Source organism: Streptomyces sp. SLBN-118, assembly GCF_006715635.1.
In the GTDB taxonomy this organism is placed as follows: Bacteria; Actinomycetota; Actinomycetes; order Streptomycetales; family Streptomycetaceae; genus Streptomyces.
In genome coordinates this window covers 1-15,625 of sequence record NZ_VFNP01000001.1, presented here as the reverse complement: position 1 = coordinate 15,625, position 15,625 = coordinate 1, and the positions used below count along the sequence as shown (strand labels likewise).

Annotated in this window: 19 protein-coding genes; 7 read left to right on the top strand and 12 right to left on the bottom strand. The window is 68.8% G+C overall.

Features of this window, described 5'->3' with window-relative positions; genetic code table 11:
- Window position 1: 1 nt before the first annotated feature.
- The 5 genes from FBY35_RS00090 to FBY35_RS00070 are packed head-to-tail and all read right to left on the bottom strand — an operon-like array spanning window position 2 to window position 4,869.
- A complete protein-coding gene (locus tag FBY35_RS00090) occupies window positions 2–361 on the bottom strand; it encodes a hypothetical protein (RefSeq protein ID WP_142211816.1) in 360 nt (119 codons plus the stop codon).
- A complete protein-coding gene (locus FBY35_RS00085; RefSeq protein ID WP_142211815.1) occupies window positions 358–3,027 on the bottom strand; it encodes an ATP-binding protein in 2,670 nt (889 codons plus the stop codon). The genes FBY35_RS00090 and FBY35_RS00085 overlap by 4 nt, the downstream gene beginning before the upstream one ends.
- Window positions 3,024–3,602, bottom strand: a complete 579-nt coding sequence (locus FBY35_RS00080; RefSeq protein ID WP_142211814.1) for a hypothetical protein — start codon at window positions 3,600–3,602, stop codon at window positions 3,024–3,026. Before FBY35_RS00080 ends, FBY35_RS00085 begins: the two co-directional genes overlap by 4 nt.
- The gene (locus FBY35_RS00075) at window positions 3,599–3,940 is read right to left on the bottom strand and encodes a hypothetical protein (RefSeq protein WP_142211813.1); all 342 of its coding nucleotides are present in this window, start codon (window positions 3,938–3,940) and stop codon (window positions 3,599–3,601) included. The genes FBY35_RS00080 and FBY35_RS00075 overlap by 4 nt, the downstream gene beginning before the upstream one ends.
- On the bottom strand, window positions 3,937–4,869 hold the full coding sequence (locus FBY35_RS00070; RefSeq protein WP_142211812.1) for a conjugal transfer protein: 933 nt from the start codon (window positions 4,867–4,869) through the stop codon (window positions 3,937–3,939). Before FBY35_RS00070 ends, FBY35_RS00075 begins: the two co-directional genes overlap by 4 nt.
- 702 nt (window positions 4,870–5,571) lie before the next feature.
- Between FBY35_RS00070 and FBY35_RS00065 the strand changes: the two genes are divergently transcribed.
- The 7 genes from FBY35_RS00065 (at window position 5,572) to FBY35_RS36550 (ending at window position 11,076) form a co-directional block, all read left to right on the top strand.
- Entirely contained in the window at window positions 5,572–7,026 is a 1,455-nt protein-coding gene (locus FBY35_RS00065) for a hypothetical protein (protein ID WP_142211811.1), read from the top strand.
- On the top strand, window positions 7,023–7,655 hold the full coding sequence (locus FBY35_RS00060; protein ID WP_142211810.1) for a hypothetical protein: 633 nt from the start codon (window positions 7,023–7,025) through the stop codon (window positions 7,653–7,655). The genes FBY35_RS00065 and FBY35_RS00060 overlap by 4 nt, the downstream gene beginning before the upstream one ends.
- 236 nt (window positions 7,656–7,891) lie before the next feature.
- A complete protein-coding gene (locus FBY35_RS00055; protein WP_142211809.1) occupies window positions 7,892–8,542 on the top strand; it encodes a hypothetical protein in 651 nt (216 codons plus the stop codon).
- A 432-nt stretch (window positions 8,543–8,974) separates the two neighbouring features.
- The gene (locus tag FBY35_RS36705) at window positions 8,975–9,208 is read left to right on the top strand and encodes a hypothetical protein (protein ID WP_260848425.1); all 234 of its coding nucleotides are present in this window, start codon (window positions 8,975–8,977) and stop codon (window positions 9,206–9,208) included.
- Complete coding sequence (locus tag FBY35_RS37860; protein WP_222123087.1) at window positions 9,199–9,495, top strand: DUF6336 family protein; 297 nt, start codon at window positions 9,199–9,201, stop codon at window positions 9,493–9,495. The genes FBY35_RS36705 and FBY35_RS37860 overlap by 10 nt, the downstream gene beginning before the upstream one ends.
- Before the next feature lie 202 nt (window positions 9,496–9,697).
- Window positions 9,698–10,501, top strand: a complete 804-nt coding sequence (locus FBY35_RS00045; protein ID WP_142211808.1) for an MBL fold metallo-hydrolase — start codon at window positions 9,698–9,700, stop codon at window positions 10,499–10,501.
- Window positions 10,502–10,863: 362 nt separating this feature from the next.
- The gene (locus FBY35_RS36550; protein WP_222123086.1) at window positions 10,864–11,076 is read left to right on the top strand and encodes a DUF6336 family protein; all 213 of its coding nucleotides are present in this window, start codon (window positions 10,864–10,866) and stop codon (window positions 11,074–11,076) included.
- A 118-nt stretch (window positions 11,077–11,194) separates the two neighbouring features.
- Here FBY35_RS36550 and FBY35_RS00040 read toward each other — a convergent pair whose 3' ends face one another.
- The 7 genes from FBY35_RS00040 to FBY35_RS00010 form a co-directional block, all read right to left on the bottom strand.
- Window positions 11,195–12,097, bottom strand: a complete 903-nt coding sequence (locus FBY35_RS00040) for a replication-relaxation family protein (protein ID WP_142211807.1) — start codon at window positions 12,095–12,097, stop codon at window positions 11,195–11,197.
- An 88-nt stretch (window positions 12,098–12,185) separates the two neighbouring features.
- Window positions 12,186–12,443, bottom strand: coding sequence for a hypothetical protein (locus FBY35_RS00035; RefSeq protein WP_142211806.1), 258 nt, complete (start codon window positions 12,441–12,443; stop codon window positions 12,186–12,188).
- A 357-nt stretch (window positions 12,444–12,800) separates the two neighbouring features.
- Complete coding sequence (locus FBY35_RS00030; RefSeq protein ID WP_142211805.1) at window positions 12,801–13,517, bottom strand: hypothetical protein; 717 nt, start codon at window positions 13,515–13,517, stop codon at window positions 12,801–12,803.
- Window positions 13,518–13,644: 127 nt separating this feature from the next.
- Window positions 13,645–13,989: a hypothetical protein gene (locus FBY35_RS00025; RefSeq protein WP_142211804.1), complete on the bottom strand. Its 345-nt coding sequence runs from the start codon at window positions 13,987–13,989 to the stop codon at window positions 13,645–13,647.
- Between the two features lie 41 nt (window positions 13,990–14,030).
- On the bottom strand, window positions 14,031–14,330 hold the full coding sequence (locus tag FBY35_RS00020) for a hypothetical protein (RefSeq protein WP_186356836.1): 300 nt from the start codon (window positions 14,328–14,330) through the stop codon (window positions 14,031–14,033).
- A 145-nt stretch (window positions 14,331–14,475) separates the two neighbouring features.
- Window positions 14,476–15,051, bottom strand: a complete 576-nt coding sequence (locus tag FBY35_RS00015; RefSeq protein ID WP_142211803.1) for a hypothetical protein — start codon at window positions 15,049–15,051, stop codon at window positions 14,476–14,478.
- Window positions 15,052–15,268: 217 nt separating this feature from the next.
- Entirely contained in the window at window positions 15,269–15,499 is a 231-nt protein-coding gene (locus FBY35_RS00010) for a hypothetical protein (protein ID WP_222123085.1), read from the bottom strand.
- Between the last annotated feature and the right edge of the window lie 126 nt (window positions 15,500–15,625).

The window sequence follows — 15,625 nt, the reverse complement described above, 5'->3', positions numbered from 1 at the left end:
CTCAGCGCCGCCTTTGCCCAGCAGCGCCCCGGCGCCGCCACATCGCGAGGGCAGCCAGGCCCGCGCCGGCAGGCACCAGCCTCCAGGCTGCTCCGGTGGCGTCGGCGTGGTGGTCGGCGGAGGCGGAGTTCGTGGTGCCGGGCTTGCAGTACGCCTTAGCCGGCCCCACGATCAGGCCGCACGGATCCTCGTGCGCGGACGGCGAACTGGCAGCGAAGGCATGCCCGGTGCGCGGCCACCACGCTTCCGGCAGGCTCATCCCGACGGACAGGATGAGCACGCAGGCGGCAACAGCGATCACGGCGAGGATGCTTGCGGCCGCTTGGAGGCGCCCGGTGCGGTCCCAGGAAGAAGAGATCATCGGACGTGTTCCTTCGGGCGGGCATCGGAGGCCTCACCGACGAGCGGCTCAGTTCGGCGTCCCGGGGTGGTGGTGATGGACGACGTGATGCGCGTAATGCGGGGGATGACGGCCTTGACCCGGCCGGTGTTCTGCCGCGGGCAGGTCAGCAGGAACTCGCCCTCCCGGCCGCGTTGCCCGACGGGGGACAGGCCGGTGGTCACCAGCCGCAGCAGCTCCGGATCGCCTGGGTCGAGCCCCACGAACTCCAGGCCTCGGCGGGCGCGTTCACGGTCGGCGGTGCGGGCGAGTGCCCGGTAGGCCATCAGGCCGCGGTCGGGGCCGAGTTCCTCGGCGTCGTGGCTGGCTGCGAGCAGGCCGGCGCCGTGCTTGCGGCCGTCGTGGAGGATCTCGTGGACCAGGGCGGTGCCTTCGGCGGAGCTGGTCAGCCAGTACAGCTCGTCCAGGACCACCGCGGTGAACCGCTCCGGGTCCTCGAATGCCGTCTGCCGGGCGATCGCGGCGATCAGGTACAGCACCGCACGGCCGATCAGCGCCTCCAGCGGCTGCTGGTGGAGGATTTCGGGCTTGTCGAACGCGGCCTTCGGGGGCAGCTTCAGCCCGGTCGTGGTGATCACGATCATGTCGGATGTGCTGGAGGCGTCCAGCCGCACCGGCGGCAGCGTCGGGTCGAACACCATCCGGGCCAGGGAGTTGGTGGCCACAACACGGACGAGTCCGGCGAGGGTGGCGGCCGCGTCCTGCCGCTTGCCGGCCTCGCTCGTGGCCATCTCCTCGAGGACCTGAAGCACGCGGTGCATGGAAGGGGCATCGCTGGCGGCGGCCTGCTCGACGGCGTGGTGCAGGACCTCGCCGCTGGTGCTCATCGGGCCGATGCCGAGCTGGAGGGTGAGGTAGGACAGGGCGTAGTGGCGGCCCTCGGGTCCGTTGAACATGCGCAGCGGGTCGATCGACACCTCGGCCTTGGCGGCGTCGATGATCTGGACGCGGCCCTTCGCGGCCGTACGGGCAAAGGTCGCCCATTCGCGCACGGGGGTGCGGTCGATGCAGATCGCGCAGCCGCCGCGCGCCCACACCGCCTCCGCGATCAGCTTCTCCAGGACGCTCTTGCCTGCCCCCAGGTCCCCGACGATCCCCATTGACGCGGACGCATCCACCTTGGGGGCGTCCGCAACGTTGATCGTCACGGGGCGCGTCGTGCCGCAGTCCAGGTCGATACCGAGGAACATCCCGTTCGGGTCACCGACCTCCGAGGCGGTGAAGGCCCCGCCCAGCGCCCAGTCCTCGGAGACCTGATGCTGGGTGAACTCCCGCACCACTCCGGGCCGCACCGTGCCGGGCAGCCCCAGGGTGAACAGGGCCTCCTGCAGGCCGGCCGGGCGCACCGCCCGGTAGTCGGCCCCGCCGAGCAGCGCGGCCAACGCCCGGGCCCGCGCGTCGCAGACGGCTGCGGTCGGCCCCCACACCGTCAGCACAGTGACGGACTGGACCTCGACTTCGACCGAGGTGCGTGAGAGGCGGGCGTCCAGCTCGCCCAGGTCGCGGGCGGCATCGGTCAGCGAGGCCGGCATCCCGGTGGGCCGGGCCTCGTACTGGTCGGCCTGGTCGATCAGTTCGTTCTTCTTGCGCCGCACCTGGTCGCGAGCCTTCTCTGCGGGCACCAGGGCGAGGTCGACGGTGTAGTCGACGGGGAAGTCCAGGGTTTCCAGCTGGGCGAAGAGGTCGGCCGAGTCCTGGCTGACGGCGGGTGGGCATTCGGCCAGCGCCAACTGTGCCTGGTAGCCGGTGCCGGCGTCGGCTTCGACCTGCAGCCAACGCCGCCTGAGGGGGGAGGCGCTGTTCAGCCGCCACCAGGCCTTGCGCCCCGACCGCGTGATCTGGCCTGCGCTGTTGAGGTTCTCCACGTTGTCGAGTGCGGGGTTGATGCCGCCTTCCTGCAGGCGCACTTGTCCGAGGTCGGCGTAGCTGGGGGAGCGCAGTACGCCATCACGGACCTGTCCGCCGTACAGATCGCTTGCTTCGGCTTCGGCCAGCAGGGGTTCAGGCAGGCCTCGGTGGAGGGCGTGCTGGACGATCCACACGATTTCTGCCGGACGGGCCGGACGGAAGGCGGCGCCGCCGGCGAGCGCGGCCTCCACCCGGGCGGCCTGCTCGCGGTAGGCGCTCACCTCATGGCGCGTCACCGGCGCCGGGCGCATGCCCAGCATCGGGGACAGCTCCGCCCACATGGCCCCGAGCGACGCCGACACCTGAAGGCCGGCTGTCTCGGTCTGCAGCGGTACGGCCAGCCACAGCGTGCGGCGGTGCATCTCCTGGCCGTCCAGCAGATCCAGCGTGGCCTCGACGTTTTCCACCCACGGGTGCGGGCCGTCATCCGGTGCGGTGTCGGCCGGTTCGATGCCTTCGATCATGCGCAGGGCGACCTCGCCCGGATCGATCTGCGCACACAGCCCGATCAGTCGTGGCGCGCCGGACAGGGAGCGGATCAGGTGGGTGATCCTGGCGAGCTGTTCGTCGCGGACCGCGGCGGGCACGTACGTGCCCTGGACGGTTTCCTCGCGGCGGCCGCGGGCGTCCGGGCCGGGGTGCAGTCGGTAGAGGGCCCACACGCTGCCGTGCGTCGACCAGAGAAGGTGTCCGGCGATGTGCCGGATCGGGATCCTCACCGGACACCACCGCCCCGCTCGGCGAGTGCGAGCAGCTGCTGCATGCCCGACACCGGCTGTACCGGCGCCGCGGGAGCAGCCGTCTGGGTGCGATGGCGGGCGGAGGAGGGAACTGGGGCGGGACTTTGGCGCGGTGTCCGGTCGGCAGGCCGCCGAGCCGCATGGGCCGGTGTGGCCGCCGTGGTGGGGGTGAGTGCGTCCTCGATCGTGAAGCCGCCGAGCAGCGGGCGGGGAGCACGGTCGCGGGCGGCTCGCCCGCCGATCCGGCCTCCTCGGGGCTGCCAGCCCAACAGCACCCAGCCCAGCGCCGCCTGCATCGGTGCGCGGCCCCGGATCTTCGGGCGGCGCACCGCCCAGATCGCCAGCAGCCAGGCCGCGATCGGTACGGGCCCCATCCACGACCACCAGCTGATGGTCTTGACCAGAAGGAAGCCGCCGCCGACGGCGACCGCGATCTGCGCAGGGGTGTACGGCCCGAGCGGGATCTTCCAGTCCGCCACCTTCCCCAGCACCCAGGGATGGCGGCGGGCCGAGGTGTAGAAACGTCCTACCCGTCCGGCGGCGGCCGCGCTCACAGCCGGCCTTCCGCACCTGCGGAGTGCTCCCGCATGACGGGATCGGGACCACGGACGATGCCGGGGACGGCGGGCGCGCCCTTGGCCGGGTTCTTGACCTCGTCCTTGAACATGTTCGCCAGGTCTTCGCGGGAGTTGTACAACCCCAGCGCGATGATCATCAGCAGCAAGGCGCCGATCCCGGCCTTGAGGCTGAACTTCTGGATCATGATGATGACGACCAGGCAGACCAGACCGGCCTGCAGACCCTTGGTCGCCCAGTCCTTGAACATGTTGATCCACGAGTCGCCGAGGTCGTCGAGCTGCCCGGCGAGCATCAGGCTGTGCACCGTGTTCACCGGGCACCCCCCGCCTGGGCGGTTCCGGACTCCAGCGCCGCGACTTCCCACCGGCCGGAGCGGGCCTTCAACGCGACCTCGTACGCCAGCGGCCACCGCCCGCCCTCGTCCCGGGCTTCCACCTGAACGAGGATGCGGACCTCGGTGCCGTCGGCCGGCACCTGCTCGGCGGCCGCCGCCTCCTCGACAGCGAGTACCTGCTGCACCGCGACCGTCGTGTACGGGGCGGGGGAGACGGCCGACACCTTGACGCCGGGCGCGAGGTAGCGACTGACCTCCCCGGCACCAGTCAGGTACGCGGCAAGGAACTCCCCGACGGCGGAGGACAGATCACCCTCCGGGACGCTCACGCCATACGGCGGCGTCGGCGCCGCGGCCCTGGCCGGGCCGGCGACCACGCCGGGCGCACCGGTCACCGTGAACGAGGCGCCTGCGCGGTCCGCGGCCACCGGTACGGCGTAGTACCGCACCGATCCGTCGGCGTACTGCGCGGCCACCGTCACCGACCAGGTGCCGCCCTCGCGCTGCGCACTGCGCACCGTGGTCACGGACTGAGGCTTCGACTGCGCATCCGTGGCTGGGTCGGGCAGTTCGACGTCCGGCGCCATCGACTGCGCAAGCCGCGCCTGCGCACTGGTGGCGTCGTCCGCGCTGCTGCGCAGCCACGCGCTGACGAACAGCTGCGCATAGCCGCCCGGGTCGGCGGCGTGCGCCGTGGTGCGCACGGCGGTGGGCTTGGCGGCGGCGGCCGTCTCGACCGTGGTCGGGGTGGAGGTGATGGCGGCGGCCAGGGCGACGGGTCCGGCTGCGATGACGGTCCAGACCGCCAGGCGTGAAAGGCGTACGCGGCGCCGCATCGCCTCCAGCCGGGCGCCCGCGACCATCGGAGCAGCGGTCTCGTTGCCTGAGGCCTGCTTGCCAGGAGACATGGTCAAACTCCCAGGTCAGAGTGTGTGATTGCTGACCTTGAGAAAACCCGGCGACCCCGACCTGACCACCGACCACGAGACCCCGACCACGGTCACGATGGGGATACGAAGCTCATGGTCGGGGTCATGGTCGGCCCGACCACGGGCCCGACCACGGGTTGGCCGTCGGTCGGTGGGAGCTCAACCTGTCGGCCACCAGTCCCCGGCCGGCGAGCGCGGTGACGCTCACATGCCATACCGCGGCTGGCCCCGTACGCCGTTGCGCAGACGGACGTTGCCCGGCTGCGGCAGGCGCCTGCGCATTGCGGCACCCGGCTTTGAGCATCAGGACATCGGGCGCCGTGGGCGGGAGTGCGCATCCGCTCTCCGCAACCTGACTGCGCACGAACCTAGATCGGTTGCGCAGATCGATTGCGCACCGCCCGGCCGGGGCTGCGCATTCGGCCTGCGCAACCACATGTGCGCCGGTGCTGGGGACGCGTGGCCCGACCGTGACCCCGACCACGGCAGCTAGAGGGCTGTGTTGCCGGATCGTGACCGATGGTCGGGGCTGGTGGCCGTCAGCCTGGTCGGGGTCGGCGGGTGAGCTGAGGGCATGGAACTCGCGTACGCCTCCGCACCCGTGCCCACCGGCCGCCCCACCCCGGTGGGCACGGTGCACTTCCGTGGCCACTACGCACGGCCTGCGCCAGGGGCAGGGCGATGAGCGGCTTCGGGGCCGGGGTCCGCCGTGGGGTGATGGCGGCTGATCAGTTCACGCAGATCGCCAACGGGTTGTTCCGTGACAGCCGGATCTCGTACAGGGCGAAGGGGCTCTTCGGTTACATCAGCACGCACCGAAACGGCTGGCTGGTGACCATCGCCGCGCTCGTCGCCCTGGGCCCCGACGGACGGGATGCAGTGCGGGCGGGGCTGAACGAGCTGGAGAAGTGCGGCTATCTGGTCCGCGATCGCCTGCGCCGCCCGAACGGCACCCTCGGAGAGATCGCTTACAGCATCACCGACTGCCCCGCCGCCTCGGAGGTCCCGCTGATCGCCCCGGCATCGGCACCCGCCTTCCAGGAGCCGGGCAGCGACGCAGGTTTCGGCGCGGGGATCCGCCGGGGGGTGATGGCGGGAGATCAGTTCACGCAGATCGCCAACGGGTTGTTCCGCGACAGCCGGATCTCCTTCAAGGCGAAAGGGCTCTTCGGCTACATCAGCACCCACCGGGACGGCTGGCAGGTAACCGTCGCCAACCTGGCCCGACACGGCCGCGAACGCGTAGACGCGGTGACCACCGGCCTGGAGGAACTGCAGAAGCACGGATTCCTGCTGCGCGAACGCGACCGCAACGCCGACGGCACCCTCGGGCAGGCGCTGTACTTCATCACCGACCTGCCTGCCCTGCAAAACCCCAGCTCACAACCAGAGTCGGGTAATCCAGGATTGGCTGAGCCAGGGTTGGCCGATCCCGGCACTAAGAACACCATCAGTAAGAAAACCAACAAGCAGAAGACCCACCCCCTCCGTCCGTGCGACCGCGGCGACGCCGCGCGCACCAACGGAAGGACGGGCCCCTCGGACGCGACAGCGTCCCTGGCACCGCCGCCTCCGGCAGACGAGATGCATCCGGGAATCCGGCTGCTGCTGGAGATCGGGGCGAGCCGTCCTGAACTGCTGCTGACCGGGAAAGCGCTGACCGATCAGGGCCGCGTGGCGACCGTGATGATGGACGCCGGCTGGAGCCCCGCGCAGCTGCGCCACGTCATCACCGACCGCCCCCTGCCGACCCCGGTGCGTACCTCGGCCGGTGCGATCATCGCCGCCCGGCTCCGCGCCGCCCAGGCCTACCCGCCGCCCGCCATCGCAGCGGACCACCACGACGCGCCCCCGTGGGACGAGCCGTTCACGCCGGCGACAACCGAACGCTCATCGACAGCGTCCGCCGCCCGCACCGCGACCGAGGCCCTGACCTATCGGGCCCTCGTCGAATGCGCCGGCTGCGGCGTTCCCGGAACCGCCCCCGGCGAAGACCTCTGCCCGGCCTGCCTGCGCTGGCCGCTGTGCCAGACGTGCCCTGGCCCCACACCGCGGCGCGCCCACCCCGACGGTGACGGCAGCTGCACCACCTGCCATGCAGCGCTGACCCGCGAGAGCGAAGGAAGCAGATCATGACGGACACCCTGCACACTCCACCGCCTGCCGCCACGGCCCCCTTGCGGCCCTTCGCCCACGACCCCATTCGGTGGGAGGCGGAGCGAGACCGCGCTCTGCACACCGGGAATCTCCCGTACGACGACGCCGGAGCCTCCACCACGGCTGGCGAGCCCTGCCTGGTCCACGAACGCACCGGATGGGGATGGCTCGCCTGGACAGTTCCCGCCGATGGCAGCCTGCCCGAACTGCCCTATCGCATCGGTGTTCTCCCGCCCGCCGCGACGCATGCGGACAGTCTGGCGGTGCGCTGGCTCACCCGGCGGCCCGCCCGGCGCATCGGCCTGGCGGCCTCGATCCCCGGGTCGCTGCGCTACGCCGCGGCCCTGCTGGCTCTCGTCGGCTGCGCCGCGGCCCTGTACGCGATCGTCCACGGTGTTCCCGTCGGAATCGCCCTGCCCCTGGCGCTGCTGGCCCCGCTGCTCGCCGAGGATCTGCCCGACCGGCTCGACGTCCGCGCCCAACAGCATGTCCGGATCCTCCGAGACCCGTCCGCTGCCCGGTACTTGCACGCCTGGCCGCCGCGCACACCTACGTCCTCCATGCTGCCGACGGCCGTGACGGCTATGAACCGCGTGCCCTGGGGCTGACCTTCGACGACTGCTGCGTCACCTGCCCCGCTTCAGGCGAGGGCAGGGCGCGGCACCGGCAGGCGAACCGGTGCCGCGCCGGGTGGGCGGGCGGGCTGCACCAAGAACGAGCACCGGATCGACCACCGCATCCCCGGTCGTGGTGCCCAGCGCGTGGCGCTACGCCGGGGAGTGACCCTGCTCAACTCTGACCCACCGACGACCAGATGTCAGTGCCTCTTGGCACTATTGCGATCATGAGTCACAACATTGCGTACTCCACCGCCGACAAGGCCGACGTCCTGGCCTACCTGGGCAGTAACGGCAACCTCTCGGGGGACCAGCGGCGCCGCCTCGACGGCATGCGCAAGGACGCCCGGGCCCTTCAGGATGATCTCGACCGCCAGGGCGTCGACTGGGGCCTGTCCATCCCTGACGCTCTCGATCACCTCATCGCCGGGCGCACCGATTCGGACGCGGAGTGTGCGGGCAACGCGTACAACTCCGCTTTGCAGCACATCATCGATCACAACGCTTCCGACCCCTCCCAGCTGGGCACCTACTCCAAGCCCTCGACGTTCTTTGGCCTGGTGGACGATGAGATGCGCCGCCTCGGCGTGCCGGCCGACCTCCTGCCCCACGGCTACTTCTACGGCGGGCTGCCCGACGACTTCCCCTACGTCCCGTACTCGATAGACGGCTACCCGGCTATTGGCCACCTGCCGCTGGCCAAGACAAAGCCCGCCGCCGACGCCTACCGCGCCGTCCTGGATCGGATGGACCCGGACTTTCGGTACGACGTCCAGGAGCTCATCGACAAGCTCGACTTCGAGCACAATGAGTGGGAGTACGCCACGAAGAACGTCGACTGGTACACCCAAGACACCCTCTTCTTCAAGCTGACGTGACCGACCATGGGAGGGCCGTCGGGCCAGTCCCGGCGGCCCTCTTGACATATATGGTCGCCAACTTGGGGTACCGACTTCCTTGTCGCATCAGGCTTGTCTCTGCGCTCGCCCGTGCCTTGAAGGGGCTGACCGGTCGATCGCTGGTGCGGGCGTGGACCGCGAGTTCCTCACCAGTCGTGGACGATTCGGAGTTATGGCTGACATCTATGAGCTCTCGATCGTCCTGAACCTCGGGGAAGATCTGTCCAACGAGGAGGTCGCAGAGCTTCGGTGGCATCTCGGGCTGGGCCCCAAGCCGGAGATTCTCCACATCGTGCCCGAGTTTCCGGTCGTGGTGGAGGACGACCGCGGCGAACTCGTCACAGAGGACGATCCTGTGCCTCTGCTAGGCCGACACGGCCAGGCCTGGAGAGTGGACGAGCACTCGTCTCAGTGCTGCTGCGTCCGGAGGACGCCGGTTACGGGTCGTGGGCTCTGGCCGTTCGGCAGGAGATCCACCCCGACGAATTCGACCGCACTGGTGAACTGCTCAGCTGGCTGGCTACCAAAGTCGATGACCGGCACCGTCCCTCCACCGCTACGGTCCAGCTGGGCTGGACCAGGTTCTGCGAGTCGGACCGGTTCGAGCCCTTGGTGGTTCGAGACGGCGAGGTCGTGTGGCCGTAGTCCTGGCGTCGCCCCAGCCTGAACAGCGGACTGGGAAAGGATCACGGGAAACGATCACTGCAGACTTTCGTCACCCGGAGCAGCGCATTTCGTCGGTAGCCCCGGATGAGGATGGGGTACGTCTGCCGCGGCTGCTCTTCAAGGACGTGGTGGTGCGAGGGGCGGTGCAGGGAATCGCCGTCGTCGTCCTGCTCTTCGTGGGAATGGCGTTGTGCATCTCTAGGAACAGCAGATGTGGATGGGGTTGGGAGGCGGTTGGTGGCCTCTCGTCGCCTGATTGTCGATGAGAAATGACGGCACAATCTGCGCGGGAGGCAGGCTTGTGGTCCTGAAAGAAGTACGCGCGTGTCAATTGAGACGGAAGCGGCCGACGCCCGAGCCATGCACGAGGTCAAGGTCTGTCAGTTCTGCGATGCGCCCACGACCTGGAGTGAACTCCGGGGCAACCCGCCTGGTCGTGGGCCGCCCGCCGGTGGCACTATCTGTGGGATGCCCCCTTCCATTCAGGTCGGCCCGTACACCGTCATCGCGCTCGCCGACGGCGCGGGCCCCTTCTTCTCCCCCAGGTCGGAGGCGTTCCCCGGCGCCACCACCGAGCAGTGGGCGGCGGCCGACCAGCTCGATCCCGGCGCGCTCGACGCCGACGGGCGCTGGCGGCTCCAGTTCCGCGCGTTCGCGATCCGCAGCGACCAGGGCGTGACGCTGGTCGACGCGGGGATCGGCCCGGCCGACAGCCCGGCGGCCTCGTGGGCGCCCGTGCCCGGGGCGCTCCCGGCTTCGCTGGCCGCCGCGGGTATCGAACCATCCGAAGTAGACACCGTGGTGCTCACGCACCTCCACACCGACCACGTGGGCTGGGCCGTCGTCGGCGGCGAGCAGACGCGGCCGTTCTTCCCGAACGCCGAATACCTGTTGCAGCAGGCCGAACTCGACGTGATCGAGGAGGTCAACCCGCAGCTGCGGTCCACTGTGATCGACCCGCTCCGCAAGACCGATCAGCTACGGCTGCTCGACGGCGACACCCCGCTGCGCAGCGGCGAGCGCGTGTTCGCCACGCCCGGGCACACGCCCGGGCACCAGAGCGTGCTCGTCGCGTCCGGGCGCGAACTGGTCGCCGTCACCGGTGACCTGCTCGTGCACGCGATCCAGCTGCTCCACCCCGAACTCGCCTACGCTCACGAGATGGACCCTGAGCGGGCAAGGGCCTCAAGGGAACAGGTGCTCCACAGCCGGGCCGCCAGCACCCTCTACCTTGCGACCCCGCACCTGACCGAGCCGTTCATCGCCCGCTGACCCACCCGGCGGGGCCGGTCATTCCGCGAGCGCGCGCAGCCGCTCGGCCGTCTAGTGCCGGATCAGGCAACCATGCCGCCGCGATGGTCACGCCGGATCGCCGCGTACAGCTCGACCTTCGACATCTGCGGCATGACCAGCACCTTTCACAAAGAGCATCCGATGCTGCCCCGGCAAGAGCTGCCATGCCTCCCAAACTCATCGACATCACCCGACCGTGGTTTTGGGCGCCTCCCAAACCCATCGACAAGTGACGTCACTACTGCTCGATAAAGCCATGGGAATGTTCACCATGACCGCGAAACGTTCCTTGCCGTGGTGGCAGGATTCTCCGCGGTGCTCGCGGGACCGGGACCGGGATCGTGTTCGGGGGCCTCTTTTGGACGGCCTACGGGGGTGACATCAGGCGGTGGCGTGACGTGCGTACGATCACCGGCCAGACAGGTTGCGTCATGATCAAGGCCCCCGTTCTCGTACGGGCCGGTGTCCTCGCCCTGGTGCTCTTCCCCGGCGCCCTCGGGCTCTACCACCTGGTCGACAACTCCGCATACGACAGCTGGCTGTACGGGAGTTAAGCCGGGACGGACGCGGGACGCCCCAGGCGATGGCCCGGGGCGTCGTGAACGCCTGCCGCTTCAGGACACCAGTCCTGGGGCGGCAGGCTGGTCACCCCCGATCGCTCGCGCAGGGGACTCACAACTCGGTCCACGGGCGAGGCTTGCCGCCGGCCAGAGGCACCCACACGGCCTGGGCGGGACCGTGTTGCTCGATGTCTTCCAGCACGGCGGCTCCGAGCCGGACTTCGCGGGCAAGGGCCGTTACGAGTGGGTGCTGGGCAACCATCGCCTGCAGATCGCTGATCCGATTGTCCAGTCTGGCCCGGGAGGCGCCGGTGAGCACGAAGAGCACGCGGGGAAAGACCGGATACCAGCGGAGCCAGGCAGGGCCTGTGGCGGCCGGCCTGCGGCGGCCGACGGGCTGGGCTTCGTACTGGAACAGACGGGCGTACTCGATCAACTTCACGGCCAGCCGCTCGCTGCTCATGGTGGTGCGATCGACTTCCACGAACGCGCGCAGCTTTCGCCGGTGTTCGCTTTCGACGGCGGTGTAGTACATGACAGCGTCGGCCACAATCCGGTCGCCTTCGCCGATGGAGTGAGATACCTCAGGGGTCCAGTCCCAGGGGCCGTGCTCGTGCCCGAGCCGGCGGGCGTCCGCGGCAAAGGCCAGATGGGCGCGCACGACGGCGAGCGTGTGCGGGGTCTTCAGCGACGCTGCCGTATCCGAGGTGATGGGGTAGGGCGGCCGCCCCCGCAGGACAGGCAGATCCCGGGTCAGGCGCGAGCCTTCCTGCGTGAGGTACCAGGCGTGGGTACGTGAGCGGTTGGCGTCCGGTAGCACCGTGCAGTCGACGAAGCCGTCGGAGCGCAGCTTGTTCAGGACGCGGGACAGCAGCTGCCGTGTGCCGTCCGGCCGCAGCATCCGGCGCAGCTGGCTGGTGGTGGCGATGCGGTGCTGGCCGAGCGCGGCCAGCACCTGGTGACTCAGGGGTTCAGCGGGGCTGGGAGCCAAGCTCGTGGCCGGAGTGCTGGTCATGCGAAATCCTTTCGACGCACGCCTGCGGCCTGGGCGCTGAGCACTGGGCGGCTCCACGCACAAGAACACGGGTCCCTCGACGTGCCGGTCACGCGATGCCGAGGCGTCGCATCGCGAGGGCGTCGTCGAGGTGGGCATCGGTCACGCTGCCGAGGTGGTCAGCCAACCGGTGATTGCCGCGAGCGGCTTCCTCGACCTGGGCCGCGCGGGCCGCAGCCGCGTCCTTCAGAGCAGTTCTCGCGAGATCGGCACCGGTGGCGGTCGGGCTGCTCGTACCGCACGCTTCGCACGACGCGCGGTCGATGTTGGGGACGCCGCAGCCGTCGCACGTCCAAGCGCTGCTCATGGGGGTCTTCCTTCCGCGGGCCGTGGCGGTCTCCGTCAGAACCTTCGGTTGCTGATGAGGAAACCCGTGGTCCCCGACCAGATCCCCGACCACGAAGCCCCGACCATGTTCACGAACTCGAAACAACCTCGTGGTCTGCACCGTGGTCGGCATCCATGCCCCCGACCACGAGGCTGCGAGGGCGGCACCTAGAAGTTCGGCGATGGCCGGTCCGCAGCAGCATCTGCTGCTGCGGGGCGCGGTGGCGAGCCACGCCATGCCGGCCATCGTGCGACAGTCGGCCCGCAAGGGACCAACGCCCGTAACCGGCTGCCGCGTTCATGGGACGGTGGGCGGATGTGCGCTCACCGCCGGGTTCTACTTCCTGGACCGCTGGGCGGCCTGCTCGAGGATGTGTCGGCGCGTCCACCGTCGGCGCCCGTTCTGGCGCCCAGCATTCTCGGCGAGCGCGTCCGGCGTTTTCAGCAGCGGCAGGTTGCCCTGGGACAGGCTGCTGGAGAAGGAGCCGACGCTCTTGTACCCCAGCAAGGCGGCCGCCTGCGTCGCTCCCAGAAGTTCGTCGGGATCGCCGTCGACGGGGACATCGGGCAGGGGCCGTACCGCTTTGGCTCCCGCTCGTCTTCCGCGGCCGGGCCGGGTGGCCATCCAGTCCAGCAGAGTCTGCACGCGCCACAGCTGCCGGCGGTAGGGGTTCTCGGCCGTGCCCAACTCTTCGACGACGTCCGGGTCGGGGAAGTAACCCGGGTGGTCGCGGACGAAGGTGGTGACCTGGTTGGAGTTCTTGTAGCCGAGGAACCGCGAGGCATCCGCCGCGTTCAGCAACTCCTCCGGGTCGCGGGAGGGCGGTGTGTGTTCCTGGAGCCTTGCCGGCGTGCGGTGGGCGAACCACTCGGTGACCTGCGCGTGGTCCCACAGGCGGGCGCGGCCGCGCATGTCCGCGATCTCGGGGAAGGGCACGCCGGCCGCGTTTTCCGCGCGCTCGGTGTAGAGGCCGCTGATGCGCGCGGGCGTCAGGCCCTGTTCAGCCGCGATCTCGGCAGCGTCGGCCAGGCGAGGCTCACGGCGCGAAGTCATGGCAGAACCATCCGTCCTGTCAGAAGTGGGCCGGCCTGCCCGGCTCAAAACGCAAATAATGGCAGGAGTTGCGGTTGGAAGTCTAGCCCGCGGTTCAAGGTTCTTCCCGGACGGCCGCGCTCACGGCTCAATCCTCAGGGATCAAGCAGACGCCACGGCGCGCGGCGTCCTCCGCCATCTCCGCGTACGCCAGGGCGGTCGGCGTCATCTCCCACTCGGCCAAGGCCAGCAACAGGATTACCTCGTCGCGGTCCTGCGATGCATCGCAGGGCATACCGGCCGTGTCCGCGGCGAACATCAGCTCCGCAGTGGCCCGCCCGCCAAGGCGCGCTGCCACACTCCGATGCAGATCCTGCAGACCCTGCTGGTACAGCTCGTTCGCCTTGCTCAGGAGCAGCGCCAGGTCCTCGCCGTGGCTGGCCGGTGCCGCCGCAGCGAGGTCGAGGATGCGCTGGGTCGTTGTCATCGTCATTGAGTATCCCTCCGACAAGGGGGTGAAGGCGGGTGTGGTGGTCAGCCGCAGCCGTCGCACATGGCGCGGCCGCTGCCGCGGGCCAGTTTGGGTTCCTTGCGGGGCTCTTCCTGTAGCGCTGCCCGCGCCTGGTTCTCGAGGGCGGTGAACTCCGGGCCGTCGTCCGGGCAGACGATGCCGGGGTCGGGCGCCCCGCAGTTTTCGGCGTGGCGGATCAGATCGGTGATTCGCCAGCCGGCGCAGAAGCTGTCGTCGCGCACCTGCTCGATCTCGGCGTACAGGGCGGCCAGCCGCGGCCGCCGGCCGAGAGTGAGCAGTACGTCGCGTTTGGAGGCGAACACGCACATCGAGCAGGAACAGCTTTACCGAACTTCTGCGCCGACGAGGCGCCTTAAGCTGTAGAGCGCACTGACCGTTGCTCAAGAGGTGAGAACGAAATTGATATCAGTTATGGCGCTCGATCAAGAGGCATGAAAATGAAGTGAGTCACCTATTTATGACACCATTGAGTGCAGCAATCGCGAATAATGTATAAAATATAATAGGTACCAAGCAGCCCAGAAGGCAAGACCGATTCATCTTCTTGGCTTCCGGTGTCACCCATTTCGCTTTTACTGTAGCGTCCACTAGGAAGCTCTGTATTGTCACTGTGGGTTCACCTTTAATGGACGCACCGCAGCGGACTGATTTCTTTCTGTCTATAAATTCTGGACCAAAGTAAATCTTGGAACCTTCGTAGCGGAAACTGCTGGCTGCGCCCTTCCCGGGAAATAGTTCTTTAATGGGAACCCCAAGGTCGACTTCCAAGGGCCTGTCGCGATCGAAGTGCTCGCTCGCCACGGCATGGCGCCCGGTGTTCTGTAGGCGAAAACTGATCATCCATGCTGAAGGGGTGATGTCCATGCACGCGTCGATGAGGCATGTCAATTGCCGTTTAGGCGGGAATAGTGCGCGCCTGCTGTAGTGGGTGGCAATTGTACTGAGGGCGGCGCCAATCCCAGCCAGTGCGAGGGTGACTAAATTGAAATCCTTGCCATCTAGCAGGTCGAATGCATGCTCCACTGCGCCGCTCCCCCCGAGTGTGCGGAGATCTACCTACTCCCAGAGCGGAAGGTATGGGTGCCGTAGCGTCCCGCCTGCTCTCCTCTATCTGGGCATGTGTCGCACGCCAACCCAATCTCCCAACTGGGAGCCGATGCTGCATCCGACCAGTGTAGGTCGTTGATTCAGGCAGGGAGATAGTTTGGCGGAAGGGGTTCGGTTATGTGCGTCTGCTGGGTCACAGATTATTTCCTGGGATGATCGGCATGCCCAGGACAACGGGCGTGCGATTGCGGGTTCGGGTGAGTCGGTCGAGCGAAGCGAGCTTGTTGCGGGCGGCTTCGAGACTGGTCTGGAGTCCTTGGACCTCGCCGAGCCAGCCGTTGGCGCGGGCCTCTTCGATGCGGTCGCCGAGGTTACGGATGATCTCTTCGCCGCGGCGGTTGGCCAGTCCTTGACCGGCAGCCACTCGTCCACAATCCGCGCCGAGTTGGTCAGCACCCTCTGGAATGGCGGGCGCTTCCTGCGGTCGGGGCCCTCGTCGCTGCGCAGGCCCATGACCTTCAGGATCCGCGCCGGGCGGCCGAGCTCGCGC

Coding starts and splice junctions, on each gene's coding strand:
- FBY35_RS00055 (WP_142211809.1), top strand. CDS start 7,892: ATGAGTCACAACATTGCGTACTCCACCGCCGACAAGGCCGACGTCCTG.
- FBY35_RS00090 (WP_142211816.1), bottom strand. CDS start 361: ATGATCTCTTCTTCCTGGGACCGCACCGGGCGCCTCCAAGCGGCCGCA.
- FBY35_RS00030 (WP_142211805.1), bottom strand. CDS start 13,517: ATGACTTCGCGCCGTGAGCCTCGCCTGGCCGACGCTGCCGAGATCGCG.
- FBY35_RS00065 (WP_142211811.1), top strand. CDS start 5,572: ATGAGCGGCTTCGGGGCCGGGGTCCGCCGTGGGGTGATGGCGGCTGAT.
- FBY35_RS00035 (WP_142211806.1), bottom strand. CDS start 12,443: ATGAGCAGCGCTTGGACGTGCGACGGCTGCGGCGTCCCCAACATCGAC.
- FBY35_RS00025 (WP_142211804.1), bottom strand. CDS start 13,989: ATGACGATGACAACGACCCAGCGCATCCTCGACCTCGCTGCGGCGGCA.
- FBY35_RS00040 (WP_142211807.1), bottom strand. CDS start 12,097: ATGACCAGCACTCCGGCCACGAGCTTGGCTCCCAGCCCCGCTGAACCC.
- FBY35_RS00060 (WP_142211810.1), top strand. CDS start 7,023: ATGACGGACACCCTGCACACTCCACCGCCTGCCGCCACGGCCCCCTTG.
- FBY35_RS00045 (WP_142211808.1), top strand. CDS start 9,698: ATGCCCCCTTCCATTCAGGTCGGCCCGTACACCGTCATCGCGCTCGCC.
- FBY35_RS00070 (WP_142211812.1), bottom strand. CDS start 4,869: ATGTCTCCTGGCAAGCAGGCCTCAGGCAACGAGACCGCTGCTCCGATG.